This is a genomic window from Micromonospora sp. PTRAS2 (assembly GCF_054052245.1).
In genome coordinates this window covers 481,315-506,819 of the sequence record NZ_JBSWBU010000002.1, presented here as the reverse complement: position 1 = coordinate 506,819, position 25,505 = coordinate 481,315, and the positions used below count along the sequence as shown (strand labels likewise).

The 25,505-nt window shown below is 75.9% G+C and carries 29 protein-coding genes and 1 tRNA gene; 15 read left to right on the top strand and 15 right to left on the bottom strand.

All coding sequences use genetic code 11. From position 1 onward, the window contains the following. Nucleotides 1–52 precede the first annotated feature (52 nt). The 3 genes from ACVMYR_RS08200 to ACVMYR_RS08190 all read left to right on the top strand — a co-directional run bounded on the left by ACVMYR_RS08200 (nucleotide 53) and on the right by ACVMYR_RS08190 (nucleotide 3,828). Nucleotides 53–1,444 carry a lipopolysaccharide biosynthesis protein gene (locus ACVMYR_RS08200; protein ID WP_457121470.1) on the top strand — a complete coding sequence of 464 codons (1,392 nt, stop codon included), beginning with the start codon at nucleotides 53–55 and terminating at the stop codon, nucleotides 1,442–1,444. After that, a complete protein-coding gene (locus ACVMYR_RS08195; RefSeq protein ID WP_457121469.1) occupies nucleotides 1,434–2,603 on the top strand; it encodes a polysaccharide pyruvyl transferase family protein in 1,170 nt (389 codons plus the stop codon). Before ACVMYR_RS08200 ends, ACVMYR_RS08195 begins: the two co-directional genes overlap by 11 nt. A 97-nt stretch (nucleotides 2,604–2,700) precedes the next feature. Then, nucleotides 2,701–3,828, top strand: coding sequence for an endo-1,4-beta-xylanase (locus ACVMYR_RS08190; RefSeq protein WP_457121468.1), 1,128 nt, complete (start codon nucleotides 2,701–2,703; stop codon nucleotides 3,826–3,828). A 28-nt stretch (nucleotides 3,829–3,856) separates the two neighbouring features. On the opposite strand, the gene ACVMYR_RS08185 is transcribed toward ACVMYR_RS08190, so the two are convergent. Continuing rightward, nucleotides 3,857–4,654, bottom strand: a complete 798-nt coding sequence (locus ACVMYR_RS08185; protein ID WP_396791669.1) for a DUF4253 domain-containing protein — start codon at nucleotides 4,652–4,654, stop codon at nucleotides 3,857–3,859. A 63-nt stretch (nucleotides 4,655–4,717) separates the two neighbouring features. Continuing rightward, nucleotides 4,718–5,785, bottom strand: a complete 1,068-nt coding sequence (locus ACVMYR_RS08180; RefSeq protein WP_077936505.1) for an LCP family protein — start codon at nucleotides 5,783–5,785, stop codon at nucleotides 4,718–4,720. A gap of 115 nt (nucleotides 5,786–5,900) precedes the next feature. On the opposite strand from ACVMYR_RS08180, the gene ACVMYR_RS08175 reads away from it, so the two are divergent. Together ACVMYR_RS08175 and ACVMYR_RS08170 are read left to right on the top strand one after the other, a co-directional pair. Beyond that, nucleotides 5,901–6,734, top strand: coding sequence for a class I SAM-dependent methyltransferase (locus tag ACVMYR_RS08175; protein WP_396791673.1), 834 nt, complete (start codon nucleotides 5,901–5,903; stop codon nucleotides 6,732–6,734). A 69-nt stretch (nucleotides 6,735–6,803) separates the two neighbouring features. Further along, a complete protein-coding gene (locus tag ACVMYR_RS08170) occupies nucleotides 6,804–7,835 on the top strand; it encodes an expansin EXLX1 family cellulose-binding protein (protein ID WP_457121467.1) in 1,032 nt (343 codons plus the stop codon). Between the two features lie 103 nt (nucleotides 7,836–7,938). On the opposite strand, the gene ACVMYR_RS08165 is transcribed toward ACVMYR_RS08170, so the two are convergent. The 4 genes from ACVMYR_RS08165 to bcp form a co-directional block, all read right to left on the bottom strand. After that, a complete protein-coding gene (locus ACVMYR_RS08165) occupies nucleotides 7,939–8,490 on the bottom strand; it encodes an N-acetyltransferase family protein (protein ID WP_457121466.1) in 552 nt (183 codons plus the stop codon). A 162-nt stretch (nucleotides 8,491–8,652) separates the two neighbouring features. Beyond that, a tRNA-Leu gene (locus tag ACVMYR_RS08160) sits at nucleotides 8,653–8,740 on the bottom strand. Between the two features lie 80 nt (nucleotides 8,741–8,820). After that, the gene (locus ACVMYR_RS08155; protein WP_077936509.1) at nucleotides 8,821–9,402 is read right to left on the bottom strand and encodes a pyridoxamine 5'-phosphate oxidase family protein; all 582 of its coding nucleotides are present in this window, start codon (nucleotides 9,400–9,402) and stop codon (nucleotides 8,821–8,823) included. 233 nt (nucleotides 9,403–9,635) lie between these two features. Then, nucleotides 9,636–10,124 carry a thioredoxin-dependent thiol peroxidase gene (gene bcp, locus ACVMYR_RS08150; RefSeq protein WP_457121465.1) on the bottom strand — a complete coding sequence of 163 codons (489 nt, stop codon included), beginning with the start codon at nucleotides 10,122–10,124 and terminating at the stop codon, nucleotides 9,636–9,638. A gap of 335 nt (nucleotides 10,125–10,459) precedes the next feature. Between bcp and ACVMYR_RS08145 the strand changes: the two genes are divergently transcribed. The 4 genes from ACVMYR_RS08145 to ACVMYR_RS08130 are packed head-to-tail and all read left to right on the top strand — an operon-like array spanning nucleotide 10,460 to nucleotide 13,177. Then, on the top strand, nucleotides 10,460–11,179 hold the full coding sequence (locus tag ACVMYR_RS08145; protein ID WP_077936510.1) for an energy-coupling factor ABC transporter permease: 720 nt from the start codon (nucleotides 10,460–10,462) through the stop codon (nucleotides 11,177–11,179). After that, nucleotides 11,176–11,640 (top strand): PDGLE domain-containing protein, encoded by a 465-nt coding sequence (locus ACVMYR_RS08140; RefSeq protein ID WP_457121464.1) that lies wholly within the window; start codon nucleotides 11,176–11,178, stop codon nucleotides 11,638–11,640. The genes ACVMYR_RS08145 and ACVMYR_RS08140 overlap by 4 nt, the downstream gene beginning before the upstream one ends. 11 nt (nucleotides 11,641–11,651) lie before the next feature. Further along, nucleotides 11,652–12,422, top strand: coding sequence for a cobalt ECF transporter T component CbiQ (gene cbiQ, locus ACVMYR_RS08135; protein WP_043962201.1), 771 nt, complete (start codon nucleotides 11,652–11,654; stop codon nucleotides 12,420–12,422). Beyond that, nucleotides 12,419–13,177, top strand: coding sequence for an energy-coupling factor ABC transporter ATP-binding protein (locus ACVMYR_RS08130; protein ID WP_077936512.1), 759 nt, complete (start codon nucleotides 12,419–12,421; stop codon nucleotides 13,175–13,177). Before cbiQ ends, ACVMYR_RS08130 begins: the two co-directional genes overlap by 4 nt. Here ACVMYR_RS08130 and ACVMYR_RS08125 read toward each other — a convergent pair. From ACVMYR_RS08125 to ACVMYR_RS08110, 4 genes are all read right to left on the bottom strand, one after another. Beyond that, the gene (locus ACVMYR_RS08125; protein WP_457121463.1) at nucleotides 13,167–14,318 is read right to left on the bottom strand and encodes a hypothetical protein; all 1,152 of its coding nucleotides are present in this window, start codon (nucleotides 14,316–14,318) and stop codon (nucleotides 13,167–13,169) included. The genes ACVMYR_RS08130 and ACVMYR_RS08125 overlap by 11 nt on opposite strands. Continuing rightward, on the bottom strand, nucleotides 14,315–15,031 hold the full coding sequence (locus tag ACVMYR_RS08120; RefSeq protein ID WP_077936516.1) for a DsbA family protein: 717 nt from the start codon (nucleotides 15,029–15,031) through the stop codon (nucleotides 14,315–14,317). The genes ACVMYR_RS08125 and ACVMYR_RS08120 overlap by 4 nt, the downstream gene beginning before the upstream one ends. After that, nucleotides 15,024–15,545 (bottom strand): MauE/DoxX family redox-associated membrane protein, encoded by a 522-nt coding sequence (locus tag ACVMYR_RS08115; RefSeq protein WP_091274337.1) that lies wholly within the window; start codon nucleotides 15,543–15,545, stop codon nucleotides 15,024–15,026. Before ACVMYR_RS08115 ends, ACVMYR_RS08120 begins: the two co-directional genes overlap by 8 nt. A 68-nt stretch (nucleotides 15,546–15,613) precedes the next feature. Beyond that, complete coding sequence (locus ACVMYR_RS08110; protein ID WP_077936518.1) at nucleotides 15,614–16,228, bottom strand: sigma-70 family RNA polymerase sigma factor; 615 nt, start codon at nucleotides 16,226–16,228, stop codon at nucleotides 15,614–15,616. Nucleotides 16,229–16,336: 108 nt separating this feature from the next. Between ACVMYR_RS08110 and ACVMYR_RS08105 the strand changes: the two genes are divergently transcribed. The 4 genes from ACVMYR_RS08105 (at nucleotide 16,337) to ACVMYR_RS08090 (ending at nucleotide 20,186) form a co-directional block, all read left to right on the top strand. Further along, nucleotides 16,337–16,996, top strand: a complete 660-nt coding sequence (locus tag ACVMYR_RS08105; protein WP_077936519.1) for a zf-HC2 domain-containing protein — start codon at nucleotides 16,337–16,339, stop codon at nucleotides 16,994–16,996. After that, nucleotides 16,993–18,654: a copper resistance CopC/CopD family protein gene (locus tag ACVMYR_RS08100; RefSeq protein WP_077936522.1), complete on the top strand. Its 1,662-nt coding sequence runs from the start codon at nucleotides 16,993–16,995 to the stop codon at nucleotides 18,652–18,654. The genes ACVMYR_RS08105 and ACVMYR_RS08100 overlap by 4 nt, the downstream gene beginning before the upstream one ends. 14 nt (nucleotides 18,655–18,668) lie before the next feature. Further along, nucleotides 18,669–19,400: a YcnI family copper-binding membrane protein gene (locus ACVMYR_RS08095; protein ID WP_457121462.1), complete on the top strand. Its 732-nt coding sequence runs from the start codon at nucleotides 18,669–18,671 to the stop codon at nucleotides 19,398–19,400. A 156-nt stretch (nucleotides 19,401–19,556) separates the two neighbouring features. Further along, on the top strand, nucleotides 19,557–20,186 hold the full coding sequence (locus ACVMYR_RS08090; RefSeq protein WP_457121461.1) for a hypothetical protein: 630 nt from the start codon (nucleotides 19,557–19,559) through the stop codon (nucleotides 20,184–20,186). 205 nt (nucleotides 20,187–20,391) lie between these two features. On the opposite strand, the gene ACVMYR_RS08085 is transcribed toward ACVMYR_RS08090, so the two are convergent. Further along, nucleotides 20,392–21,681, bottom strand: a complete 1,290-nt coding sequence (locus tag ACVMYR_RS08085; protein ID WP_457121460.1) for a glycosyltransferase 87 family protein — start codon at nucleotides 21,679–21,681, stop codon at nucleotides 20,392–20,394. Nucleotides 21,682–21,748: 67 nt separating this feature from the next. Between ACVMYR_RS08085 and orn the strand changes: the two genes are divergently transcribed. Next, nucleotides 21,749–22,345, top strand: coding sequence for an oligoribonuclease (orn, locus tag ACVMYR_RS08080; RefSeq protein WP_077936524.1), 597 nt, complete (start codon nucleotides 21,749–21,751; stop codon nucleotides 22,343–22,345). Between the two features lie 31 nt (nucleotides 22,346–22,376). Here orn and ACVMYR_RS08075 read toward each other — a convergent pair whose 3' ends face one another. After that, a complete protein-coding gene (locus tag ACVMYR_RS08075; protein ID WP_077936536.1) occupies nucleotides 22,377–22,571 on the bottom strand; it encodes a DNA repair protein in 195 nt (64 codons plus the stop codon). 234 nt (nucleotides 22,572–22,805) lie between these two features. Between ACVMYR_RS08075 and ACVMYR_RS08070 the strand changes: the two genes are divergently transcribed. Further along, the gene (locus ACVMYR_RS08070; RefSeq protein ID WP_457121459.1) at nucleotides 22,806–23,468 is read left to right on the top strand and encodes a GNAT family N-acetyltransferase; all 663 of its coding nucleotides are present in this window, start codon (nucleotides 22,806–22,808) and stop codon (nucleotides 23,466–23,468) included. Nucleotides 23,469–23,694: 226 nt separating this feature from the next. On the opposite strand, the gene ACVMYR_RS08065 is transcribed toward ACVMYR_RS08070, so the two are convergent. From ACVMYR_RS08065 to ACVMYR_RS08055, 3 genes are read right to left on the bottom strand one after another with little or no spacing between them, the layout of a single operon-like run. After that, nucleotides 23,695–24,393, bottom strand: coding sequence for a TetR family transcriptional regulator (locus ACVMYR_RS08065; protein WP_457121458.1), 699 nt, complete (start codon nucleotides 24,391–24,393; stop codon nucleotides 23,695–23,697). After that, a complete protein-coding gene (locus ACVMYR_RS08060) occupies nucleotides 24,335–24,847 on the bottom strand; it encodes a thiol-disulfide oxidoreductase DCC family protein (RefSeq protein WP_077936527.1) in 513 nt (170 codons plus the stop codon). Before ACVMYR_RS08060 ends, ACVMYR_RS08065 begins: the two co-directional genes overlap by 59 nt. Next, nucleotides 24,844–25,416 carry a hypothetical protein gene (locus tag ACVMYR_RS08055; RefSeq protein ID WP_457121457.1) on the bottom strand — a complete coding sequence of 191 codons (573 nt, stop codon included), beginning with the start codon at nucleotides 25,414–25,416 and terminating at the stop codon, nucleotides 24,844–24,846. The genes ACVMYR_RS08060 and ACVMYR_RS08055 overlap by 4 nt, the downstream gene beginning before the upstream one ends. Nucleotides 25,417–25,505 lie beyond the last annotated feature (89 nt).

Genomic DNA, 25,505 nt, shown 5'->3' with positions numbered 1-25,505 from the left:
GGACCCCGGCTCCGGGCCGCACCCGAAGCCCGGGCGCGGGCGGGCGGCCACCATGCTGACCCAGGTCGGCCTGCTGGGGCTGAGCCAGGTCGGTGTCACCGTCGCCGCGTTCGGCAGCCAGGTGCTGCTCGCCCGCACGCTCACCCGGGAGGACTTCGGCTCGTTCACCGCCGTGCTGGCCGTGGTGTCGTTGACCGCTCCGGTGGCCGTCTTCGGCGTGTCCGAGCTGTGGTTGCAGGTGTTCGGGCAGGAGGGCGCGCGGGCGTACCGCTGGGTGGGGCCGTCGCTGCGGCTGGCCGGCGCGGCCTGCGCGGTGCTGCTGCTCGGCGTGCTGGCCTGGAGCGCCGCCGAGCTGCCCGACACCACGGCGGCGGGGGTGCGGGCCCTGCTCGCCACCGTCGTGGTGGCCCAGGCGGCGCTCGCCCTGGCCGGTGCGGTGCGGCAGCTGCGCGGCGACTACCGGGGGCTGTCCGCGCTCCAGCTGGCCCCCCACCTGGGCCGGGTGCTGGTCACCGGCGCGGTCTGGGCGGCCGGGCTGTCGGTCGTCGCCGCGGCGGCCGGGTACGCGGTCGTCGCCGTGGCGACGGTCGCCGCCTGCCTGCTGGCCTCCCGCGAGTTCCGGCGCGGCGCGATGCCGCTGGAGGGCCACCCGGCCCCCGCCGCCCGAGCCGCCCGCGCCACCGCCCCCGCCGCCCGAGCCGCCGTCCCGGCCCCCCGCGCCGCCGTCCCCGCCGCCCCGGCGGACGTCGACACCGGCCCCCGGCCGCGCGAGCTGCTGGGGGCGGCCACCCCGTACGTGCTCGGCAACGTCTGCTACCTGCTCGGCATCCACTTCGGCACGGTGCTCGCCGCCCAGCTGCTCGGCGGGGCGGAGGCGGCCCTGCTCGCCGTGCCGATGGCCGTGCTCACCGCCGTCTACCTGGTGCCCCGGGTCGTCTACCAGCAGTACCTGCTGGGCAAGCTGCACCGCTGGGCCGGCTCGGACGCCGAGGCGGTGCTGCTGGCGTACCGCTGGGGCAGCGCCGGGATGGTCGCGCTCGGCGCGGTCGTCGCGGCGGCGGTGGCGGTCGGCGGCCTGGTGGCCCTGCCGCTGGTGTTCGGCCCGGCATACCGCGACGCCGCGCCGGTGCTGGCGGTGCTGGCGCTGGCGGTGCCGTTCCGGTTCGGCGGTGCCGCCGTGGCCGCGCTGCTGACCAGCGGCGGGCTGCTGCGCCGCAAGGTGGTGTACCAGGCCGTGGGCGCCGTGGTGCTGCTGGTGGCGCTGGCGGTGGCCGTCCCGGCGTGGGGCGTGCGCGGTGCCGCCGGGGCGACCGTGCTGGCGGAGGCGGTACTCTGCTGCCTGCTCTGGGTCGCCGCCCGGCGGGGCGTCGTGGGCGACGCCCCGCTGCCCACCTGGCGCGACCTGCGCAGGCGCCTGAGCAGGGAGGCTCCCCGTGCGTCCTGAACCGGCACCCACCCGTCCCGCGCCGGCCGCCGTGGCCCGCCGGCCCCTGGTCGTCGGCTACTACGGCATGGAGAACGTCGGCGACAACGCGTTCTGTGTCGTCATGGACTGGGCGACGCGGGTCTACTGGGGAGCCGAGGAGCCCGTCTTCGCCGCACCACCCATGGTGGACCTGCCGCCGGAGCGCACCGGCATGGACCCGCGCTGGTACCGCTCGCGCGGCACCGCCGACCGGGCCGGCTGGGTGCTCAACAAGGCCGCCCTGCTGCGCCGCTCCACCATGCTGGTCTTCGGCGGCGGCTCGGTGTTCCGCGAGATGGGGCCGCTGAGCGAGAAGAAGGTCTTCTCGCTGTTCTCCGGGGTGTCCGGGCACCCGATGGCCGCCGTCGGGGTCTCCGTCGGCCCGTTCGTCTCCGCCGCCTCCGAGCGCCGGTTGCTGCGCGTCCTGCGCCGGGTCGCCTTCATCGGCGTACGCGACATCGCCTCCGCCGAGGTCCTCGAACGGGCCGGCTACCCGGGCGTGCTGGTGCCCGCCGGTGACCTCGCCGGCCTGCTGCCCGAGGCGCTCGGCGAGCCGGTCCCGCCGCGCCGGCCGCGCCCCACCGGCCGGGCCCGCCTCGGCGTGACCCTGCTCGGCGTCGACCACGAGGCCGCCGACGCCGACGTGCGCCGCCGCGAGGACGCCCTGGTCGAGGGGGTACGCGCGCTGGTGCGCGCCGAGCCCGTCGACATCACCGTGTTCGTGTTCAACACCCACCCGCTGCACGGCGACGAGCGGGTCAGCGAGCGGCTGCGGGCCGCCGTCGCGGGGCACTGCGACGTGCGGGTCGTCACCGCCCGCGACGGCGTGCGTGTCTGCTGGGACGAGATGAAGCGCTGCGACCTCGGGCTGCACATGCGGCTGCACGGGGCCGTCTTCGCCTACCTGGCGGGGGTACCGTTCACCCTCGTGCCGTACCAGCAGAAGTGCGACGACTTCCTCGACGAGATCGGGCAGCCGGCGGCGCTGCGCACGCCCCGGGTGCCCGGCGACGCGGCGGCGGTGGCCCGCACGCTGACCGGCCTGCTCACCACCGAGGAGGTGCCGGAGCTGCCCCGCGCGATCTACGCCGAGCGCGCCCGGCGCAACTTCACAGCCGCCCCCTGGGCCCGTGGGTGACGGCGGCCGGAGCCTCGATCGGGCGTCGCTGCCCCACCCTGACGCCGCCGCCGGGGCCGTGGCCGGCGCGCCCACCCGACCCCGGCCGGTTCCGGCGGTGACCCGGCCGCGCCCGCTCACCGCCGCCGGCCTGCTGGTGGCGGCGGCGCTGGTCGTCGCCACCGTCCTGCTCGCCGGCATGGCCGCCGTCGGCACCGGCCGCGCCGGGGACCCGGGCGGGGCCGGGGCCGCCCGGTCCGCCCCGGCCTACACCCCGTCGGCGGCCGGCACGCTGCGCGGCCTCGCCCCGGCCGGGACGCTGATCGGCACGGCCGTCGACCCGAGGGGCCTCAACCTCGACCCCGCCTACCCGGGGGTCCTCGCCGCCGAGTTCAACGCGGTCACCGCCGAGAACGCGATGAAGTGGCGCAACCTGGAGCCCTCGCCCGGCGTGTACGCGTGGGCCGGCGGCGACCAGATCGTCGACCTGGCCCACCGCAACGGCCAGGCCGTCTACGGCCACACCCTGGTCTGGCACAACGACGTGCCGGACTGGGTGTCCCCGGACTGGCCGGCGCAGCGGCTGCGGGAGGTGCTGCGCCGGCACGTGACCGCCGTCGTCGCGCACTACCGGGGCCGGGTGTGGGCCTGGGACGTGGTCAACGAGGTGCTCGCCGAGGACGGCTCCCTGCGCGACACCCTCTGGCTGCGCAAGCTCGGCCCCGGCTACGTCGCCGACGCGTTCCGCTGGGCCCGGCAGGCCGACCCCGACGCCAGGCTGTTCGTCAACGAGTACGGCACCGAGGGGCGGACCGCGAAGGCCGACGCGCTGCTGGACCTGGTGCGGCGGCTGCGCGCCGACGGCGTACCGGTCGACGGGGTGGGCTTCCAGGGGCACCTGGACGCCGAGCGTCCGCCCGAGGACGTCCGGGGCAACCTGCGCCGCTTCGCCGCGCTGGGCGTGCGCGTCGCCGTCACCGAGCTGGACGTGCGGGTGCGGCTCCCCGCGACGGCGGAGGGGCTGCGCCGCCAGGCCGCCGTGTACCGGGAGGTGCTGCGCGCCTGCCTGGACGTGGCCGCCTGCGCGTCGGTCACCGTGTGGGGCTTCACCGACGCCCGCAGCTGGATCCCCGGCTACCACCGCGGCTTCGGCGCGGCCTGCCTCTTCGACGCCGACTTCCGGCCGAAGCCGGCCCACGCGGCGCTGCTCGACGAGCTGGTGGCCCGGCGGCGCACCGGCGGCTGACGCCGCGCGGGACGTGGGCCGCCGACGGTCAGTCCCACCAGAACGACCAGCTCTGCATGCCCCGGATCTCCTGCGCGTACGCCGCCAGCGAGCCGCTGCCCTGCCGGACGTTGTCGGGGCAGAAGGCGAGGTGCTCGGCGGCGACGCGCAGGGCGTGCTCGGGCGTGGTGGGCGGGGCGGCCACGCTGAGGTGGAGGGTGTCGAAGCCGACCCCGATCACCAGCGCGCCGAAGCGCTCCGCCCAGCTGCGCAGCACCGCCGTGAGCTGGCCACCGGAGTCGAGGTGGTGCACCGGCCCCGTCCAGCCGGTGGCGGCCGGCGCGTCCGCGCCGCCGGCGGCCGGCACCAGCCCCAGCCGGGTCTCCCCGAGGTATTCGGTGTCGCTGAGCAGGAAGTCCACCAGGTCGTCGGCGACGTCGCCGACCGGTTCCTCCGGCTCGCCGGGCGCGGCCAGGCCGGGCCAGCGCCGGCCGAACGGGGCGGTGGCCTCGGCCAGCTCGGGGTCGTCGTCCTCGGACACGCAGCCGTCCCACCAGTGCGCCAGCAGCTCCGCCGGGTCGTGCCCGCCCCGTGGCGGCCGGCGGGCCGGGGCCACCTCCCCGTCGACCCAGGGGCGGTGCGGCTGGCCGCCCAGGCCGCTCAGCAGCAGCGGCCACAGCCCCGTGCCGGGGTGGTTGCGCCGGAACTGCGCCCACAGCGCGGGCTCGGCCGGTGCGTCGCTCAGCCAGTAGCGCGGCGGCCCGCCCGCCTGCGGCGTGATCAGGCGGCCGGGGGGCAGCTTTCCGGCGGGCAGCGCGGCCAGCAGCCGGGGCAGGTCGTCGGGCATGGGCGGCAGCCTACGGACCGGGTCCGACGTTCCCCGACCGCCCAGCCCGGGCTCTTGGCGGCGTCACGAGCCGGCGGCGACGATCTCCTTGACGGCGTCGCGGCGGACGGCGTCGTAGAGGGTGCGCGCCCGGCGGTCGTCGGCGAAGACGACGCTCTCGCTGCCGACGGTGCCCGTGCCCCGGCTGGGCGAGGTGAAGAAGAACAGGTTGCCGCCGCGCAACCCGCGCAGCTGGGTCGCCATGTCCAGCAGCGACATGCCCCGGTCGACGGAGACCGAATCCGACGTGGCCCGCACGAACGCGTTGAGCCGGCTGGGGTTGGCGAGGATGCCGCCGGACGCGGCCCGGTCGAGGATCGCCTTGATGACCTGCTGCTGGTGCCGGATCCGGGCGAAGTCGCCGTCGGCGAACTGCTTGCGCTGCCGGGCGTAGTCCAGCGCCGTCTCGCCGTCCATGAGCTGCGGCCCCTGCCGGAAGGTGCGGAACGGCGGGTGGATGGAGGTGAACGTCTTCTCCGAGGTGATCTCGACCCCGCCGAGGGCGTCGATGATCTCCCGGAACCCCGCGAAGTCGACAAGCACCACGTGGTCGATGCGGACGCCGGTGAACTGCTCCACCGTCCGCACCATCAGCGGCACCCCGCCCCAGGCGTACGCGGCGTTGATCTTCGCCTCCCGGCCGCCGTGCCGCCCGTCGGCCGAGCGGGGGACCGGGACCCAGGTGTCCCGGGGGATCGAGATCAGCTCCGCGCTCGACCGGTCCTTCGGCAGGTGCGCCACGATGATCGTGTCGGTGCGCGACCCCTGGGTGCCGTCCGGGTCCCGCGAGTCGCTGCCCAGGACCATGATGTTCAGCGCGCCCCGGGCCACCGCCGCCGGCCGCTCCTGCTCCGGCACCTCGGCGAACGCGTCGACCCGGTCGACGCCCCGCTCCACCGACCGCAGCCACAGCGCCCCGGCGACCGTGCCACCCGCGCCCAGCAGCACTACGGCGAGCAGCGCGACCAGCGCGATCCGCCCCCACCGGCGGCGCTTCGGGCGCGCCCCGGCACCCTCCGGCGTGGACGCTGCGGCGGGCGGGTCGGGCGGGCCGCCCGGGGTCGGTGCGGCCACCTGCTCGGGACGGGACATGGCGGCGATGCTATCGACGCGCCGCGCCCCGCACGTGCCCGTACCGGCCGGTCCGGGGCCGGGCGAGGGTGAAGTTCGCCACCCGTTGTTTCCCCGGACCTGGTACAACCCTCCCGTGGACGCAACGAAGCTCCGGCGGGCCGTCGCCCGCACCCGGCTCGCCCCGGTCGCCGCCTTCCCCAGGCGGCTCGCCCGGGTGGCCCGGTACGACGCCAAGGTGCTGCGCGCCTCCGCCCGCTGGCTGGTCACCTCCCGGGAGCACCACAACTACACGTACGAGCTGACCACGCTGAGCCGGCACCACCTGTCCTGGTTCGTCAGCGTCGTCTGCGACGTGCCGGTGGGCCGGGTGCGCGGCTGGTTCGCCGAGATCGAGGGCGACGACGAGCTGCGCCGGCACATCGAGCGGGCCACCGCGGAGGCGTCCCGCCGGGGCCTGGCCGACCGCCAGGTCCGCTACGCGCGCCGGATCGGCTGGTACGCGATGGTCCGCGCCGCCCGCCCCGCCCACGTCGTGGAGACCGGCGTCGACAAGGGGCTGGGCAGCTGCGTGCTGGCGGCGGCCCTGCTGCGCAACGCCGCCGAGGGCCACCCCGGCCGGGTCACCTCGCTGGACATCAACCCCGAGGCCGGCTACCTGGCCCGCACCGCACCCTGGTCCGAGGTCGTCGACCTGGTGGTCGGGGACTCCGTCGCCTCGATCGGCGCGCTCGACCGGCCCGTCGACCTCTTCCTGCACGACAGCGACCACAGCCGCGCCCACGAGAAGCGCGAGTTCGACGCCGTCGAGCCGAAGCTGGCCCCCGGCGCGCTGCTGCTCACCGACAACGTCACCGCCACCAACGTCCTCGCCGAGCACGCCGAACGCACCGGCCGGCGGTTCCTCGCGTACCGGGAGACCCCGGCCCGGCACTGGTATCCGGGCGACGGCATCGGGGCCGCCTGGTGACGCCCGGCGTCTTAGCTTTGGCTTAGCCGGCTTGTCCCCGACGCCGGGGGTCCGGCAGCATCGACCGGCGTGACCGACGGAAGCGCGCCCACGGACGCCCCCCAGCCCGCCGGCGGCCCCGGCCGCCGCCGCGCCCCGCGCCCCGGCCGGTCCCGCTGGTTCGCTGCCGGTGGGGTGGCCGTCCTCGCCGGCGTCCTCGGCCTGACCCTCGCCCTGCGCGCCGGCGCCACCCCGGCCTGCGCCGCCCCGCCCGCCGCCGTCCCGCTCGGTGTCGCCGCGCCGGTCGCCGCCGCGCCGCCGGTCGATGGGACCGTCCACAAGGGCAAGGCCACCTTCTACGACTCCAAGGGCGCCGGCGGCAACTGCTCCTACCCGAGCGCCCCGGCGAACCGGCTCTACGTGGCGCTCGGCCCGTCGGAGTACGCCGCCGGCGCGGCCTGCGGGGGCCACCTCGACGTGACGGGCCCGAAGGGCACGGTCCGCGTCCTCGTCATGGACCAGTGCCCCGAGTGCGCACCCGGTCACCTGGACCTCTCGCGCGAGGCGTTCGCGCGGATCGCCGACCCGGTGCAGGGCATCGTCTCCGTCAGCTACCGCGCGGTGGTCGACCCGCCGCTGCCCGGCCCGCTCACGTTCCGGATCAAGGAGGGCGCCTCGCGGTACTGGTTCGCCGTGCTGGTCGCCGACCACGGCAACCCGCTGCGCGCCGTGGAGGTGCGCCAGGGCGAATCGGGCGGGTGGCGGGCCGCCGCCCGGCAGGACTACAACTACTGGCTGGTCGAGTCCGGCGTCGGCCCCGGCCCGTACTCGATCCGGGTCACCGACGTCTACGGCCACCGCGTCACGGCAGGTGGCGTCCGGCTGACGCCCGGGCAGGTCCAGCGCGGCACGGTCAGGATGTACGGCGGCGGCGCGTCGGCCGGCGGCGGTCGACCGGCTGCCCGCTCGGCGTCGCCCCGGCCCAGCGCCTCGCCGACGCCCCGCGCGACGTCCCCGCGCCCGTCGCCGTCGGCCGCCCCGGCCTCATCCAGCCCGTCGGCCCCGGACGCGCCCGTCGTGCCGCTCGCCGCCGAAGCGCCCGCCGCCGGCTGCCGCAACTGACCCGGAGTCTCGTCGGCGTCCCCACCTGGCCGGGCGGGGATGTTGGCTGGCTCCGCTCCCCGACACGCCGACGCGATTGCACCGCAACCGGCCATTGATCGGACTACCGCGACGCCTTCCCAGGATCGGGGCTGCCGGCGGTGAGGTCGAGCCACATCAGGATCTCGTCGCGGTCGTCGCCCGGGGCGACCCGCAGCGCGCCCGGCAGCCGGCCCACCTCCCGGTACCCGAGCCGCGTGTAGAACCGCTCCAGCCCCAGCCCGCCCCGCACGGTCACGTGCAGCGCCTCCCGGCCCAGCTTCCGGCCGAGCCGTTCCGCCTCCCGCATCAGCGCCGACCCGTACCCCCGGCCCTGCGTGCCCGGGTGCACCATCACCCGCTTCAGCACGCACCAGTGGGCCTTGAGGTCGAACCGGTTGTCGGCGAAGACCAGCACGGCCTGCGGCCGGTCGCCGTCGAAGCCGACGAGCAGCCGGTCCGGGCCGTCGACGATGCCGGCGAACGCCGCCTCGGCGACGGGCCGGACGTCGGCCGCGGTAACCGGCGGCACGAAGCCGACCGCGCCGCCGGCGTTGGTGACGTCCACCCACAGGGCGACGATCTGTGCGCGCAGCTCGGCGGTGAGGTCGGGGTCGAGGACGAAACGCAGGCTCACGTCGCCATCCTGGCCCCGCCGCCACCCGCCGGCCGCACGATCGTGACACGCACAACAGCCGCACCAGGTGCCGGACGGCTTGCTGGGGTCGGCGGGTCGCGACGGAGCCGGCCGGAGCATCGACCGACCCGTCGACCGCGATGACGCGCGTGATGGAACCCGTGGTGCGGGAGAGGGGACTCGAACCCCCACGTCCTCACGGACACAGGAACCTAAATCCTGCGTGTCTACCCAATTCCACCACTCCCGCCTGCCCGAGGAGTCTAGAGGGTTCGGCGTCCCTCGTGTTAGCACCGTCCGGCAGGCGGACCGCCCGGATCCCGGCCGGACTCAGGTGACCGGGACCGGCGCGCCGCCGCTGCCGCCGTGCGCCGGGTCGTGGGCGGGCGCGTTGATCTCGACCGGCGGCGGGAACCGGGTCACGAAGTCGCACAGCGTGACGTGGGTCGGCTTGATGGTGATCACCGCCATGTCGGTCGTGTGCGCGCGTTTCTGCTGCTCCCAGCCCGGGGCCAGGCTCTTGTCCGCGAACATCCGCCAAGACGCCTTGACGTGCACGTCCGGGACCCCGGGGTGGACCTCGATGGACGCCGTGCCGCGCACCAGCATGACGACGGGCGTGTAGTCGGAGACGGTCGGGCCGAGCTGCGCCGCGACCTTCCGCCGCACCTCCGCCGAGTACGTGTCGACGCTGAAGGAGACCTGCGGATGCGCCGCGATCGCCCGCACCTTGTACGCGGTCGTCGGGCTGGCGAACTGGAACGCCTCGCCGTTCCACAGGTACGCGACCGGCACCGTGCGCGGGTGACCGTCCAGGCCCACGTAGCCGAGCCGCATCGCGACCGGCGACTCCAGCAAGATCTGGGCCACCGGATCGGTGTTCACCAGGTGCACGATTTCGGCGTAGTCCACAGCTGCCCCTTCCCCGCGCGGATGCCGGCAGCCGTCTTCGTCCCGGTGCCCGTGTGCGGCGGGCCCGCGATCCCCGGCGTGACCGGCCGTAGTCTGATCGCTACCAGGAAAGTATCGACGGCGGGTGGTGCCCCGGCCATCTCGCTGCTTGCCGTTGTGACCCGGCGTGCGGCGCGGGGCGTGGGGGTGTCGGGCCTCCGGCGCGGGCGTCGCCCGGTCGCCCGGTCACCCGGTCACCCGGTCGCCCGGTCGAGGCCGAGGTCGCGGCGCAACTTGGCGACGTGGCCGGTGGCCTTGACGTTGTAGAGCGCCCGCTCGATCTTGCCGTCGGGGTCGATGACGAAGGTGGACCGGATCACCCCGGTCACCGTGCGCCCGTAGGACTGCTTCTCGCCGTACGCGCCGTAGGCGGTGAGCACCGCCCGGTCGGTGTCGGCGACCAGCGGGAAGGTGATGGCGTCCCGCTCGCGGAACTTCGCCAGCTTCTCCGGCTTGTCCGGCGAGATGCCGACCACCTCGTAGCCAGCGGACCGGAGCGAGGCGAGCGAGTCGCGGAAGTCGCACGCCTGCTTGGTGCAGCCGGGGGTCATCGCGGCGGGGTAGGCGTACAGGATCACCGTCCGGCCGCGCAGGTCGGCCAGGGAGAGGGTCTCGCCGGTGTCGGTCGGCAGGCTGAACTCGGGCGCGGGGTCACCGGGGCTGAGGCGGGCTGGCGCGGTCATGGCCGAACCCTACCGCCGCCCCGGGCTGCCGATCCGACGCCGCCCCGGGCTGCCGGTCCGACGCCGCCCGCCATGTCGCCGACATCGCGGGATCCCGGGGGCGGTGATGGCCCCATGTCGCCGACATGGCGGGCGGGGCGCGCGCGGCGGTCCGGGCGGGGCGCGCGCGGCGGTCCGGGCGGCCCCGCGCGGCGGTCCCGGCCCCGCGCGGCGGTCCCCGGCCCGGCGGTGATCAGCGCCTCGACGCTGTTGCCAGGGATTGGCAACAGCTCATCCGTGGAAATAGGCTGGGCCGAGCCGGCGTGGACGCTCCCGCCGGGCCTCCGGGAGGTCGAGTGGAAACCCTGGCGATGCACATCTCCAACGGCATCGTGAACGGCCCGGTCGCCGCCGTCTTCGCCGCGTTCGCCCTGGCCGTGCTGACCCTCTGCGTGCTGCGCGGCCGGCGCGACCTCGACGACCGGCTCGCCCCGATGGCCGGGCTCGTCGCCGCGTTCATCTTCGCCGTCCAGATGCTCAACTTCCCGATCTTCACCGCCGGGGTGAGCGGCCACCTGCTCGGCGGCGCGCTCGCCGCGCTGCTGGTCGGCCCGTGGGTCGGCGCGCTCTGCGTGGCGGTCGTGCTGGTCGTGCAGGCGCTGGTCTTCGGCGACGGCGGGGTGGCGATGCTCGGCCTGAACGTCACCAACATGGCGGTCCTCGGCACCGCGGCGGCGTACCTGCTGATCGCCCTGCTGCTGCGGGTGCTGCCGCGCACCCCGACCGGCCTCGCCGTGACGGCCTTCGTCTCGGCGCTGGTCAGCGTCGTGGTCGCGTCCCAGGGCTTCGTGCTCCAGTACTGGCTGGGCGGCACCACCGACCTGGGCGGCAACCTCGCCGGCCTGGCCGGCACGATGGCCGGCGTCCACCTGCTGATCGGCATCGGCGAGGGCCTGATCACCGCGACCACGGTGGTCACCGTCGCCAAGGTCCGCCCCGATCTGGTGTACGCGCTGCGCGCCCTCAGGCCGGCCGCGCCGGCTCCCGTCGTCCCGGTCGCCGGAGGTGCCCGATGAGCAAGCGTCCCTGGGGTTTCGTCGTCGGCGGGCTGCTGGTCGCCCTGCTGCTGGCGGGCGTGGTGAGCAACTACGCCTCCTCGCACCCCGACGGGCTGGACTCGTCGCTGCTCAAGGGCTGCACGGTCGACGCCGAGGGGGAGATCACGGGCGGCAGCTGCCCCGCCCAGCAGGAACGCGACCACGAGCTGGCCGACAGCCCGCTGGCCGACTACGGCGTCCGCGGCCTCGACAACGACTTCCTCTCCACCGGCCTGTCCGGGGTGCTCGGCGTGCTGCTCACCTTCGCCGTGGGCGGCGGCGTCTTCTGGCTGCTGCGCCGCCGCGGCCCGCAGCCGCCGACGGCCGGCGCGCAGTCGACGACCGCCGGCCCGCAGTTGCCGACGGCCGACGTGCAGTCGACGACCGCCGACCCGCAGCCGCCGGCCGACGACGCGTCGCGCGTCGCGCGGTCCCGGTAGGCGGCCCGTCGATGGGGGCCGGTCACGCGCACGTGCTCTACCGGGAGGCGACCTCCCCGGTGCACCGCCTGCCGCCAGAGGTGAAGATCGCCGCGATGGTGCTGTTCACCCTCGCCGTGGTGGCGACCCCGCGCACGGCGTTCTGGGCGTTCGGCGGGTACGCCCTGCTGGTCGCCGCCGTGGCCGCGCTGGCCCGGGTCGGGCCGGGCTGGCTGCTCAGCCGCGCGGCGATCGAGCTGCCGTTCGTGCTCTTCGCGGTCGCGCTGCCGTTCCTCGGTGCGGGCGAGCGGGTCGAGGTGGCCGGGCTGGCCCTGTCCGTCGACGGGCTGCTCGGCGGCTGGAACATCGTCGCGAAGGGCACGCTGGGGGTGCTCGCGTCGCTCCTGCTGGCCGCGACCACGACGACGCGGGACCTGATCGTCGGCCTGGACCGGCTGCGCTGCCCGCAGATCGTCACCCAGATCGCCACCTTCATGCTCCGCTACCTGGACGTGCTGGTCGGCGAGGCCCGCCGGATGCGGGTGGCCCGGGTCTCCCGGGGCGACGACCCGCGCTTCCTGTGGCAGTTGCGCGGCTTCGCCGCCGGGGTCGGCGCGCTGTTCCTGCGCGCGTTCGAGCGCGGCGAGCGGGTCTACCTGGCGATGCTGTCGCGCGGCTACTCCGGCCGGATGCCGGCGGTGTGGCAGGGCGCGGGCGCGGCGAGCGCGGGGCAGTGGCTGGTCGGGGCGACGGTGCCGCTGGTCGCGGCCGGGATCGCCGCGACCGCCGTCGCCCTGACATGATCGGTGGCGTGCAGAACCCGGCTCCCCCCTCCCTGGACGTGCGCGGCGTCCGGTACGCGTACCCGGACGGGCACGTCGCCCTGCACGGGGTCGACCTGACCGTGGCGCGCGGCGGACGGGTGGCGCTGCTCGGGCCCAACGGCGCGGGCAAGACGACGCTGGTGCTGCACCTCAACGGCATCCTCACCGCCGCCGAGGGCTCGGTGAGCGTCGGCGGGCTGACGGTGAGCCGCGACCGGGACACCCTCGCGGAGATCCGCCGCCGGGTCGGGATCGTCTTCCAGGACCCCGACGACCAGCTCTTCCTGCCCACGGTCGCCGAGGACGTGGCGTTCGGCCCGGCCAACCTGGGCCTGCGCGGGGCCGAGCTGGCCGCCCGGGTCGACGAGGCCCTCGCGGCGGTGGGGATGGGCGAGCACCGGGACCGGGCCCCGCACCACCTGTCGTTCGGGCAGCGCCGCCGGGTGGCGGTGGCCACCGTGCTGGCCATGCACCCGGAGATCCTGGTGCTGGACGAGCCGTCGTCCAACCTCGACCCGGCGGCCCGCCGGGAGCTGGCCGAGATCCTGCGCGGCCTGCCGGTGACCCTGCTGATGGTCACGCACGACCTGCCGTACGCGCTGGAGCTGTGCGACCGGTCGGTGATCCTCGACGGCGGGCGCATCGTCGCCGACGCCGACACCCGGGAGCTGCTGGCCGACCGGGAGCTGCTGGCGGCGCACCGCCTGGAGCTGCCCTACGGCTTCACCCCCTGACCGGCTCCGTCACGCCGGGGGCGGGGCGGGGACTCCCCGGGTGGGCGGCGGCGCGGAGGCGGAGCAGGCCGGCCGCCGTGGCGCCGGCCCCCGTGGCCAGGATCACCACGAGCAGGGTGCGGGCCAGCCCGCCGGGCCAGGGGAGCGGGGGGACCGAGCGGGCGAGGACGGCGACGTTGGTGACCCCGGCGAACAGGGCGAGGCACCCCCCGGCCAACGCGAGGGCGAAGTCGGCGGCGGGGCGGCGGGCCAGCGCGTACCCGCCCGCCGCGAGCGCGCCGAGGCCGGTGAGCAGCGCCCATATCTGCCCGCCGAGCAGGCCCAGCAGCACGCCGCCGACGCCCGTGGCGCCCGCGTCCAGCTCCCGGCCCACGGTGAACACGATCGCGGCGACCCCGCCCGCCGCCAGCGCCGCGCCGGCGCCGGCCAGCGCCCGCGCCCCGAGCGGGGTGCCGGCCGCCAGCAGCCCGGCGGAGCCGACCAGCAGGAAGCCGAGCGTGGCCGCCACCCACCAGGGGTACGCGTCGGGCGGCGGCACCCAGTCGAGGGTGCCCCGGATCTCCACCGGCTCGGCGCCGTCGCGCAGCGGCACCACCCAGTCCCGCACCCGCTGCTCACGGGTCGGGTCGGCGCGCACCACCGCCGGCGGGGCCGGCTCCTGCCAGCGGGCCCGCCGGTCGTGCCAACGGGCCGTCGGCCCGTCGCCGACGCGCCGCCAGTCCGGGGCGGCGGCCGGGTCCGCCTGGGCGGGCAGGGCCGTGTCCCCGGCGAGGGTCCGGTTGAGGTACGTCGCCGGGGAGCGGCTGTTCTCGTACACCCCGTCCGGCCCGACGCGCAGGTACGGCTCGCCGGTGTAGCCGATCACCTCGATCGGCCGCCCGGTGCGGTTGACCAGCTCCAGCCGTGCCCCGCCCTCCACGACGCGGGCGGTCAGCCCGGGCCGGTCCGGCGTGACGCCGGTCACCTCGGCCCGGTAGTCCGTGCCGTCGGGCGACTCCCCGCCGTGCGCGGCGGCCGGCGTCGCCGTGGCGAGGACGGCGGCCAGCCCGACGAGCACGCCGGCCAGCCGGGCGACGACGGCCGGCCCGGCCACGCCGGCGCGGCGGCCCAGCCCGGCGGGGCGGGGCGGGGCGGGGGTCACTTGCTGGCCGCCGCCACCGCCGCCGTGAGGCCCGCGGGCGACCGGTCGGCGACCTCCGCGCCATTGACCTTGACGGTGGGCGTGCCGGTGACGCCGGCCCGGCTCGCGTCGTCGGTGACGTGCTCGGTCCACGCCTTGTACGTCCCGTCGGAGACGCAGGAGGCGAAGTCGTCCCGGTTCAGCCCGACGCCCGCGCCGATGTCGACCAGCTCGTCGTCGCTCAGCCCCGCGCCGCCCTCGGGCGGCTGCTTGGCGAACAGCGCCTTCGCGTACTCCTGGAACTTGCCGCCCTTCGCGGCGCAGCCGGAGGCGGCGGAGGAACGGGTGGAGTATTCGGTCGTGGAGAACCGGTTGAGGTAGGCCACGGGGTGGAACACCACCCGCGCCTTGCCCTCGCTGACGAGCTGGTCGATCGTCGCGCCGCTGGTCTGCTGGAACTGGTTGCAGGCGGGGCAGAGGAAGTCCTCGTACAGGTCGATGGTGACCGGGCCCGTCCCGTACGCGATGCCGGTGCCGGCCTCGGTCGCGCCCGGCGGGGCGGTGAAGGTGTCGGAGCGCTGGCTGGACCAGACGGCCCAGCCGATCCCGCCGGCGATGACCAGCACGGCGACCGCCACCAGCGACGTCCAGAGGGTGCGCTTGCGCCGGCGCTCCCGGGCGAGCTGCTCGCGGACCACCCGGGCGGCGTCCTTCTGCCCCTTGCGACTACTCATCATCGTCCTCCACCGGTGGGCCCGCGAGCCAGCCGTCGACGGAGACGGGGGTGCGGGGCCAGATCAGCAGGAACCCGGCCAGGGCCAGGAATCCCAGGTCCCGGAGGATCTCCGGGAGGTAGCTCGGCGCCTGCCCGGCGGCGAGCTGCCCGCCGCTGCCGAAGCAGCCGCAGTCGATGGCCAGGCCGCGCGACCAGGCCGAGGCGATGCCGGCGACGAAGACGACCAGCAGGGCCGCCGAGATCCCGGCGGCCAGGCGGGTGGCCAGGCCGAACAGCAGCAGCGCCCCGAGGGCCAGCTCGACGAAGGGCAGCGCCGCGCCGATCACGGTCGCGACGTCGTACGGCATGACCTGGTACGCGTTGACGGCACGCCCGGAGGCGGCCAGGTCGCCGACCTTGGCCCCGCCGGCGATCAGCCAGACGGCGGCCAGGCCGAGCCGGGCGGCGACGCCGAGCCAGGGCCGGACGGCGGCCCAACGGGCGGCCCCGGTGTGCGATGCGGTCACGGTCATTGGTCGTCCCGGGCCCGACGGAGGTTCCCCGTCGCGCAGGAGTTCCCGGTCACGGCCGGCGTTTCCGGTCATCCGGCCAGGGCGTCGCCGGCCGCCTCGACCAGGTCGTGGCGGGCCCGGGCCACGCGGGAGCGGATGGTGCCGACCGGCACCCCCTCCACGGCGGCGGCCTCGGCGTACGACAGGCCGAGCAGTTGGGTGAGCACGAACGCCCCCCGCCGCTCGGCGGGCAGCCGGCGCACCAGGTCGGCCGCGCCGAGCTGCCCGGCGGGGTCCGGGTGCGGCAGGTCGGTGTGGGCGTGGCTGGCCAGCCGTTCGGCGAGCCGGCGGCGGCGGACCACGACGCGCAGGTGGTCGGCGCAGGCGCGGCGGGCGATGCCGAGCAGCCAGGTGCGGGCGCTGGACCGCCCCGCGAAGGCGGGCAGCGCCCGGAACGCCCGCAGGTAGGTCTCCTGGGTGAGATCGTCGGCGGTGTCGGGGTCGACCAGCGCGGCGGCGAACCGCCACACCTCGGCCTGGGTGGCCCGGACGAACGCCGCCTGGGCGGCCGGGTCGCCGTCGCGGGCGGCCAGCGCCCAGCCGGTCGCCGGGTCGGGCTCGCGTGCGGTCGCCGGGTCGGGGGCACGACTGCGGGCCGGGTCGGTGGGACCGTCGGCGGCGGGCTCGCGCGGCGCGGGGATCACGTCAGACCACGGTACGCGGCGTGCCGGCGGTGGGCAGGGTCCTTCGACCCTTCCGATGACGTGGCACACTCCGGGAACTTTTCCGGTGCGCCGCCCGACCACCCTCCTATGACTTGCGACGACGTCCGCGTGGCACTGTCGGCGCGGCTCGACGGCGAGGACCCACAGGCGTCGCCGGCGGCGCTGGACGCACACACCGGCTCCTGCCCCGACTGCCGGTCCTGGCTGGCCAGCGCCGAGCAGGTGACCCGGCTCACCCGGCTGCGCCCGGTGCGGGTGCCCGACCTCACCGCGTCCGTGCTGGCGGCAGTCGCCGCCGAGCGGGCCACGGCACGGGCCGCCGCCGCCGCGACCGTGCGCGCCCGACGCCAGCTCCTGCGGGTGGCCGTGGCGGTGGCCGCGGTCGCCCAGCTCGCCGTGGCGCTGCCCGTCCTGGTCGGCGGCTTCGGGGTGGGCGCGGACGCGCACACCGGCCGCGAGATGGCCTCGTTCGACGTGGCGCTCGCGGTGGGCTTCGCCCTCGCGGCGTGGCGGCCGGAGCGGGCCCGGGCCTTCCTGCCGGTGGCCCTGGTGCTGGCGCTCTGCCTGGCGGCCACCAGCGCGCTGGACATCGCCAACTCGACCACCGCCCTGGTGCACGAGGCCGGACACCTGGCGGCCGTCGTGCAGGCGGGCCTGCTGTGGGCCCTGGGGCGCGCCGGCGGCGAGCCGAACCGCCCGCTGGGGCTCGCCGATCGGCCGGTTCATCGGCGAGCATGGCCGGCATGACTGCTGCCACTCTCCGGCCCCCCCGCCGGCTCGCGCGCCTCGGCGCGCTCGCCGGCCTGCTCGTCACCGTCGTCGCCCTGCTGCTGGCTCCCGCCACCCCCGCGAGCGCCCACGCCGTGCTGGTGAGCAGCAGCCCGGCCGCCTCCGCCGTGGTGCCGAGCGCGCCGTCCGAGGTGGTGCTGACGTTCAGCGAGCCGGTGCGCAAGGTGGCCGGGAAGATCCGGGTGATCGCCCCGGACGGGGCGCGGGCCGACCGGGGCGAGCCGTCGTTCTCCGACACGGTGGTGACCATCCCGGTGGACCCGTCGGCGGGGCGCGGGACGTACCTGATCAGCTACCGGGTGATCTCGGCGGACAACCACCCGATCTCCGGCGCGTTCACCTGGTCGGTGGGCGCGCCGTCGACCCCGCCGACGGACAGCGGGTCGGACACCCGTGCCGACCCGGTGGTGGAGACCGGCGTCAAGGTCGCCAAATACCTGGGCTACGCCGGTCTGCTCCTGCTGGTCGGCCCCGCGCTGGTGCTCGGCGCGCTGTGGCCGCGCCGGCTCGACCGCCGTGGCCCGGCCCGGCTCGCCTGGGTGGGGCTCGGCGTGCTGGCGTTCGCCACGCTGGCCGAGCTGTGGCTCCAGGTGCCCTACACCGCCGGCGGCGGGCTGTTCGACGTGACCGGCGCGGGCTTCGGCGACGTGCTCGGCGGCACGTACGGCACGACGCACCTGGTCCGGCTCGGCCTGCTCGCGGCGGCGGCGTTCCTGCTCCGCCCGCTCTTCGCCGGGCCGGTGGGGCGCACCGACGCGATCATCCTGGCGGTCCTCGGCGGCGCGGCGCTGTTCACCTGGCCGCTGGCCGGGCACCCGGCGGCCTCGCCCGCACCGGCGGTGTCGGTGGTGGTCGACGCGGTGCACCTGGGCAGCATGGCCGTGTGGCTGGGCGGGCTGGTGATGCTCGGCGGCTTCCTGCTGCGCCTGGCCGACGAGCGGGAGCTGGGCGCGATCCTGCCCGTCTGGTCGCGCTGGGCGGCGCTGTCGGTCGCGGCGCTGCTGCTCGCCGGCACCGTGCAGGCGCTGATCGAGGTGGCCACCCCGTCGGCCCTGGTCGACACCACGTACGGGCGGCTGGTGCTGGCCAAGATCGCGCTGTTCGCGCTGGTGATCGGCGTGGCCGCGTACTCCCGGGCGCTGGTGCGCCGGCGCACCGCCGCGGCCCACCCGGCCCCGGTGCGCCGGGCGGTCTGGGTCGAGCTGGCGATCACGGCCGTGGTGCTCGGCGTGACGGCGACCCTGGTGCAGACCCCGCCGGCCCGCAGCGCCGCCGAGGTGGCCGGTACGCCGGACACCTTCTTCACCACCACGCTGTCCAGCCCGATCTACTCGCTCCAGGTGGAGCTGGACCCGGCCGGGCGGGGCAACAACTCGATGCACCTGTACGCGTACACGTCGGACAACCGGCCGCAGCCGGTGGCCGAGTGGAAGGCGACCGCCGCGCTGCCGTCGGCGGGCATCGAGCCGATCGACATCCCGCTGCTGCCGCTGACCGACAACCACGCGTCCGGGGAGATCAACCTGCCCGCCTCGGGGGAGTGGCAGTTCCGCTTCACCGTCCGCATCTCGGACATCGACCAGGCCACGGTGAGCGCCACCGTGCCGATCCGTTAACGAAAGGTATTCCCATGCTCCGTCACCGGCGTTCCGTAACCGCCGCCGCCCTGGCCCTCGGTGCCGTCGCCGCCGTCGTGCTCGGCGTGGCCGCGCCCGCCTCGGCACACGTCTCGGTCAACCCGAAGGAGGCGACGCAGGGCGGCTACGGTCGGTTCGCGTTCCGGGTGCCGAACGAGGGCGACGAGGCCTCGACGACCAAGGTCGAGGTGGTACTGCCGGAGAACGCGCCGGTCGGCTCGGTGTCGACGATGCCGGTGCCGGGCTGGACGGTGACGGTGGAGAAGCGCAAGGTCGACCCGCCGGTGCAGGTGCACGGCAGCGAGGTCACCGAGGCGGTGGCGAAGATCACCTGGACGGCGACCGGGGACGCGGCGGTGAAGCCGGGCCAGTTCCAGGAGTTCCCGGTGTCGATGGGGCCGCTGCCGCAGGTGGACACGATGGTGTTCAAGGCGCTCCAGACCTACTCCGACGGCACGGTGGTGCGCTGGATCGAGGAGCCGACCGCCGGGGCGGAGGAGCCGGAGAACCCGGCCCCGGTGCTCACCCTGACCGCTGCCGCCCCGACGGAGGGTGCCCCGGCCCCGGCGGCGCCCGCGGCGGCGGCGGCGGACGACGATGACGACTCCGAGGGCGGGGCGGGCCTCGCGTTCGGCGTCGCGGGGCTGGTCGCCGGGCTGGCCGGGCTGGTCCTCGGCGGGCTCGCGTTCGCCCGGACCCGGCGGGGCCCGGCCGCGACGAGCTGACCCGGGAGCCCTCGCCCGTCGGCCCGCCGGTCCACCCGGCGGGCCGGCCCGTTTCCGGCCCCCGTCGTACGCCGTTGCTGCTGATATCGGGCCGATTGCGCCTTTTGCGCCGGTAAGGTCGGCCGGGTACTCAGGCCACGGAAGGGAACGACACGGATGCGGATCGCTCGCGCGCTCGCCGGCATGCTGCTGCTCACCATCGGTCTCCCGGCGCTACTGGCCGCGGGTGTGCTCGGCGTCCTGTCCCGGCACTCCGACGCCGCCGGCGGGTTCACCGTGGGATTCGGGGTGGTCGCCCTCCAGGCGCGCGCGGGCGCCGACTGGTTCCCGGCGGCAGCCTGGCTGCTGGGCGTCCTCGGCGTCCTGCTGGTGGCGTCCGCCGCGCTGCTGCTGCGCCCGGCGCGACCGCGCGAGGTGGTCTTCGTGGTCGAGCCCGACCAGGTCCCGGTGCTCGCCGACCGGCTCGGGGTGACCTCGCTCAGCGGGCTGGGCGCGCGCCCCGTGCCGGCCCCGGCCGTCGTCGCCGACCGGCAACTGGTCGCGGTGGGTGCGTCGGCCGAGCGGCCCCGCCCCGCGCTGGGGCCGGCACCGGCCCGCCGCCCGGTCACCCTCGCCGACCTGGCCCCGCCGCCCTTCCCGCCCGGTTCGCCGGCCCGCCCGGCGTCGCCGGCCTGGCCGCCGGCCGCGCCGGAGGCCACCACCCGTCCGGTACGCGTCGAGCCGCGCCGCATCGAGCCCCGCCGTATCCGCCCCGCCGCGCCCGGCGCCCGCCGCCAGCATCCCTGATCGGCACCCGGTGGCCAGCTCCGCCCAGCTCTGCCCCCGGCCGGTGAGAAGGGGACCCCTCTCTACCGAATGCGTTAACAGGGGGCCCCTCCTTGCGCGGCAGGCGAGCGGCCCTCCGTGCTGCCGACACGGAGGGCCGCCTGCACCGGGGGATCGGTGCCACGGGGGATGCCCGAGGTATGGGTAAGATTAACCGGTAACGACGCTACTCGGGAGAAGTGTCCATTTGGCGCGATTCTTCGCCCTGGCGGGCGGGTGCCGGGGCGGGGCGCGCAACGGGCAGGGCCACCACCAGCAGCAGGCTCAGCAGCACGTACGTGTTGCGCGCCAGGAACTCACCGGGCGAGTCGGTGGGCACCGGGGCCACCCCCCAGTCGTGGAACGACACCACCCCGTAGACGATCAGCGCGCCGGTGCCGACGGCCAGGCCGGCCAGCCACCGTCGCCGCCGCGCCCCGGCCGGCGTCGTCGGGTCCGCGCCGAGCGCCGCGTCGGCCAGCAGCACCACCGCCGGCACGAACCAGTAGATGTGGTGGGTCCAGGTGATCGGGCTGACCAGCGCCCCGACCAGGCCGGTCAGCGTCAGGCCGGTCAGCGCGTCCCCGGCGCGGGCGGCGCGGGCGGCCCGCCACAGCCCGTACCCGGCGACCAGCAGGGCCAGCGCCAGCCACAGCACCCGGCTCGGCTCGGCGGGCGCGGTGAGCCGGCTGAGCAGACCGAACAGCGACTGGTTGCCGGTGTAGTCGGTGCGTCCGACCCGGTCGGTCGCCCACAGTTCGTGGGTGAAGAACCGCCACGAGTCCGCCGGCGCCACGGCCGCGGCGAGCAGCGTGGCGCCGGCGGCGGTCGCCGAGGCCACGGCCGCGTCCCGCCACCGCCGGGTGGCCAGGAGGTAGACGATGAAGATGCCGGGATAGAGCTTCAGCGCGGTGGCCAGCCCGACGCCCACGCCCGCCCAGCGCCGCCCCTGCGGCACGGCGAAGAGCAGGTCGGCCAGGATCAGCACGACCAGCAGCATGTTGATCTGGCCGAAGGTGATCGTCTCCCGGGTGCTCTCCACGGCGAAGACCAGCAGCACCCCGACGGTGACGGTGAACACCCGGGGCAGCCCGTGCCGGGCGATGACCGGGGCGAGCAGCCACCGCGTGGTCACCACCACGCCGAGCACGGTGAGCACCGTGAAGACCGCGATCGTCAGCCCCAGCGGCAGCAGCGCGAACGGGCGCAGCAGCAGCGCGCTCACCGGCGGGTAGGTGAAGTACAGCTCGCCCTGCACCCGGTCCGGCTGCACGTAGTCGTAGAGCGGGTGGCCGGCGGCCCACCAGTCCATCGCCCGCATGTAGATCTTGAGGTCGAGGAAGTCGTGCTTCAGGCCCGGCAGGTACAGCGCCGGCAGCACGGCCGCCAGCGCCAGCACCGTGACCAGCCGGCGGACCCGGCGGCCGCCCGGTTCGGCGACGGTCACGGAGGGTGGCGCGATCGGTTCAGCTGGCACGGGGAAACCCTAGCGGTCCATCCCGCGTACGGTGCCGAGGCGCGAGGGTGTGGGCTGCGCGTAGGCTGTGCCCGTGGCTGATCTTCTCGTCTGGATCGACTGTGAGATGACCGGGTTGGACCTCGGCAGGGACGCCCTGATCGAGGTCGCCGCGCTGGTCACCGATCCCGACCTCAACGTGCTCGGCGACGGGGTCGACGTGGTGATCCACGCCGACGAGGCGGCGCTGGCGGCGATGCCGGAGATCGTCCGGACCATGCACGGCAAGTCCGGGCTGACCGAGGAGGTCCGGCGCTCCACCGTGACCCTCGCCGAGGCCGAGGACCTGGTGCTCGACTACGTCACCAGCCACGTGAAGGACGCCCGCTCCGCGCCGCTGTGCGGCAACTCGATCGCCACCGACCGGGGCTTCATCGCCCGGGACATGCCGCGCCTCGACGCCCACCTGCACTACCGGATGATCGACGTCTCCTCCATCAAGGAGCTGTGCCGGCGCTGGTATCCGCGGGTCTACTTCGGGCAGCCCAAGAAGGGGCTGGCCCACCGGGCGCTGGCCGACATCCGGGAGAGCATCCGCGAGCTGGAGTACTACCGGCGGACGGTCTTCGTCCCGCTGCCCGGCCCGGACGTGGACAGCGCGAAGGCCATCGCCGCCCAGCTCTGAGCCCACCCGGCCCGCGTCGGTCCGGGGCCGGTCAGCGGGCTGTGAGGCCGCGCCGGGTGGAGAGGCCGGCCGGTAGCCGGTTCAGCTCCGCCCAGGACAGCGCCGGCCGCACGCCGCGCACGTTGCGCGCCTCCCGGTACGCCGGCTGTGCCGGGAACCACCCGCGCGCACCCCGCCAGCGCCGCTCGGCGTCCTGCTCGTGTCGGTCCTCAGGCAGTTTCGGCATGACCATACCGTCCCAAATAAAGTTGTACATGTATGGAAATAGATATGACGTGGTCAAAGCGCCTCGGGTTCCCGCCGTCGGCGGCGTGACGACGCACCGTCGGCCGGCGGCGGTGCCGCCCCACGTCTACCCGTCCGCCCCGGGCCTCAACCAACCCGCGCACCATCGCGAGCCCACCGGCGTACCGTGATCATGGCGGCGCCCCCCGGCGGGCGCTGCGGAGGGAGGCGACCGGTGGGCGACCGGCGGCTGTACCTGCACCTGGTGACCTGGCTCGGGCAGTGGCCGCCGGGCCCGGGGCTGCACGTGGTCGGCTCGTACCGGCGTGACCTGCCCGCCTGGGACGGCCGGCTCCGCCCGGCGGTCGCGGTCGGCGACGGGCGCGGCACGGTGCTCTCGGTCGCGCCCCGGCACGTCCCGGAGGTCCGGGCGCTCGCCGCCCGGTCGCACCGGCGGCTGCTCGCCGGCCTGCCGGTCGCCGTCGCGCATCCCCGCTGGGTGTCCAACGACGACGTGTTCCGGTGGACCCTGGCACCGGCCCCGCTGCCGGAGGTGGGGGAGTGGATCGCGCCGACCGAGCCGGGGCTGCCCCGGTGGCTGGGGCTGTTCGACCGCGAGGTGCTGGTGGTGCGGGACGCCGACGGGCGGTACCTGGCGGGCGTGGCGATCAAGCGGCACGACGCGCACGGCCACGAGCTGGCCGTCGGCACCGTGCGGGCCGCCCGGGGCCGGGGGCTGGCCCGGCGGCTGGTGGCCCAGGCCGCCCGGCGGGTGCTCGACGAGGGGGCCGTGCCGACGTACCGGCACGACCCGGCCAACGGCGCGTCGGCGCGGGTGGCGGAGGCCGCCGGCTTCCCCGACCGGGGCTGGCGGTCGTACGGGGTCTATCCCCCGTGAGCCGGGCGCGGACCGTGGATCCCGGGCCGGATCCACGGTCCGCGCGGCCTCCCCCCCCCCAGGTCCTCCCTCGGCGCGACCGGTCGCTCCCGCCGGCCGCCGTCCCGCCCATGACGCTACGTAATGAGATCGGCGGTGGGCAAGGGTGGCCGGCGGGTCGGCGGTGTCGTCTAGTGGACTTGACCTGCGACTTGACCTGCGGATTGGTGTGGTGCCGGATCGCGCGTCAGTGACGCAGCGTGCGGATCAGGCTGATCGCCTGGCGGGTGGCCGGCCGCAGCACCCGCAGCCGGGACAGCCCGACGAGGCGGTCGACCAGCGGCACCGCCCCGTCGACGAGCTGCCGGGTCTTCGCCTGCCCTGGTGAGCGGTCGTGCACCCAGTAGAGGATCACCCCCAGGTACGCCAGCCAGAGCAGCTCGGACAGCTCCGGGCGCAGCTCGGGGTCGACCTTCGCGGTCGAGCCGTCGAGCACCTCGCGGAACAGCGCCACCGACGCCTGCCGGGGCGCGGCGGACTCGGCGGAGAACGGGCTCAGCGGCGACGTCGGCTCGGCCGCGGTCTTGAAGAACGTCCCGGCGAACTCGTGGTACGGGGTGAGCACGTCGATGCCGGCGTGCAGCACCCCGGCCAGCCGTTGCCCGAACTCGGTCTCCCGCGCCAGCACCGCCGCCGCGGCGGCCCGGTGCTCCACCTGCGTGCCCGCGTAGAACTCCTGGATCAGGTGGTCCTTGGAGCCGAAGTAGTAGTACGCGTTGCCGACCGCGACGCCCGCCTCCTGGGCGATGGCCCGCATGGTGGTGCGGGCGTAGCCGCGTTCACGGAACATCCGCAGCGCGGTGTCCAGGATCAGCCGCCGCGTCTGCTCACCCCGGACGGTCGCCGCCTCGCCCGCAGCGGTCGTCGGCGCAGTCTGCTCGGTCATCGTCGCCACCGTATCCCGGGTCGGGGCCGACCGATCCGTCCCACTCTTCGCGGACCAGCCCGCGGACCGACGAGGCGGCGGCCACCACCCGTCGGGCCAGCGGCATGAGGTGCGGCCGGGCCAGCCGTTCGGCCGTGGCCCGGTGGTCCGCCAGCGCCCACAGGCAGGCGAACCAGGCCCCGTCGCCCGCGTACACCTCGCCGGTGTCGGCCACCACGGTCAGGTCGCGCAGCGTGGCGTCGTGGTCGAGGCCGGGGAAGCGCCGCCGGGCCTCGACCGACCCGGCCGGCACGAACTCCAGGGGTACGAGCTGGGCGCGCGTGGCCAGCCAGCGCCGGGCGGCCCGGCACAGCGGGCAGTGCGCGTCGTAGAGGACGGTGAGGCCGCCGATCCCACCGCCCCCGTGTGCGGTGGGACCGGCGTCGCCCGCCGGAACGGGAGAGTGTCCGCTCATCGGGCCGGCGGGACCGGGCCGGCGCCCGTCGCGCCACCGTGCGGGGCGGCCGGGGGCCCGGCAGGCTGCGGGCCGGCAGGCTGCGGCACGTGCGGGCTGGCGGGGTGCGGCGCGTGTGGCGCGTGCGGGCCGGCGGGGTGCGGCATGTGTGGCGCGTGCGGGCCCGGCTGGGCGGGCGGCGGGGCGAGCCGGGCGACGGGTGCCACCGGGGGGTGCGTGGCGAGCTGGCGCAGCCGGCCCCGGCGGTAGCGGCCGAGCGCGAACACGTTGAAGAAGTGCAGCGCGCCGAGCACCAGCAGCACCAGCCCCACCTTCAGGGACAGCTCCTCCATCGCCTGGCTGGTGCCGGTGACCGGGTCGCGGTGCCGCATCGCCACCGTCACGTAGCCGAGGTTGAGCAGGTAGAAGCCGACCACCAGGAGGCTGTTGACGGCGCGGGCCAGCCGCTCGTCGGCGAAGACCTCCTCCAGGAAGACCAGCCCGTTGCGGGACAGCGACCGCGCCACCCAGACGGTCAGGCCGATGCTGACCGCGAGGTAGACCAGGTACATCCAGACCTTGACGTCCATCCCGGCACCTTCCTTGAACACGTTCAAATTCAGGTCGCCTTCAGCGTAGGGCACAACTTGAACACGTTCAAGAGCGGGTTGGCGGCGGT

Coding starts and splice junctions, on each gene's coding strand:
- ACVMYR_RS08140 (WP_457121464.1), top strand. CDS start 11,176: ATGAGCAAGCGTCCCTGGGGTTTCGTCGTCGGCGGGCTGCTGGTCGCC.
- ACVMYR_RS08075 (WP_077936536.1), bottom strand. CDS start 22,571: ATGCCGAAACTGCCTGAGGACCGACACGAGCAGGACGCCGAGCGGCGC.
- ACVMYR_RS08095 (WP_457121462.1), top strand. CDS start 18,669: ATGCTCCGTCACCGGCGTTCCGTAACCGCCGCCGCCCTGGCCCTCGGT.
- ACVMYR_RS08065 (WP_457121458.1), bottom strand. CDS start 24,393: ATGACCGAGCAGACTGCGCCGACGACCGCTGCGGGCGAGGCGGCGACC.
- ACVMYR_RS08130 (WP_077936512.1), top strand. CDS start 12,419: ATGATCGGTGGCGTGCAGAACCCGGCTCCCCCCTCCCTGGACGTGCGC.
- ACVMYR_RS08120 (WP_077936516.1), bottom strand. CDS start 15,031: ATGAGTAGTCGCAAGGGGCAGAAGGACGCCGCCCGGGTGGTCCGCGAG.
- ACVMYR_RS08100 (WP_077936522.1), top strand. CDS start 16,993: ATGACTGCTGCCACTCTCCGGCCCCCCCGCCGGCTCGCGCGCCTCGGC.
- cbiQ (WP_043962201.1), top strand. CDS start 11,652: ATGGGGGCCGGTCACGCGCACGTGCTCTACCGGGAGGCGACCTCCCCG.
- ACVMYR_RS08185 (WP_396791669.1), bottom strand. CDS start 4,654: ATGCCCGACGACCTGCCCCGGCTGCTGGCCGCGCTGCCCGCCGGAAAG.
- ACVMYR_RS08090 (WP_457121461.1), top strand. CDS start 19,557: ATGCGGATCGCTCGCGCGCTCGCCGGCATGCTGCTGCTCACCATCGGT.
- ACVMYR_RS08200 (WP_457121470.1), top strand. CDS start 53: ATGCTGACCCAGGTCGGCCTGCTGGGGCTGAGCCAGGTCGGTGTCACC.
- ACVMYR_RS08105 (WP_077936519.1), top strand. CDS start 16,337: ATGACTTGCGACGACGTCCGCGTGGCACTGTCGGCGCGGCTCGACGGC.
- ACVMYR_RS08060 (WP_077936527.1), bottom strand. CDS start 24,847: ATGAGCGGACACTCTCCCGTTCCGGCGGGCGACGCCGGTCCCACCGCA.
- ACVMYR_RS08055 (WP_457121457.1), bottom strand. CDS start 25,416: ATGGACGTCAAGGTCTGGATGTACCTGGTCTACCTCGCGGTCAGCATC.
- ACVMYR_RS08180 (WP_077936505.1), bottom strand. CDS start 5,785: ATGTCCCGTCCCGAGCAGGTGGCCGCACCGACCCCGGGCGGCCCGCCC.
- bcp (WP_457121465.1), bottom strand. CDS start 10,124: ATGACCGCGCCAGCCCGCCTCAGCCCCGGTGACCCCGCGCCCGAGTTC.
- ACVMYR_RS08115 (WP_091274337.1), bottom strand. CDS start 15,545: ATGACCGTGACCGCATCGCACACCGGGGCCGCCCGTTGGGCCGCCGTC.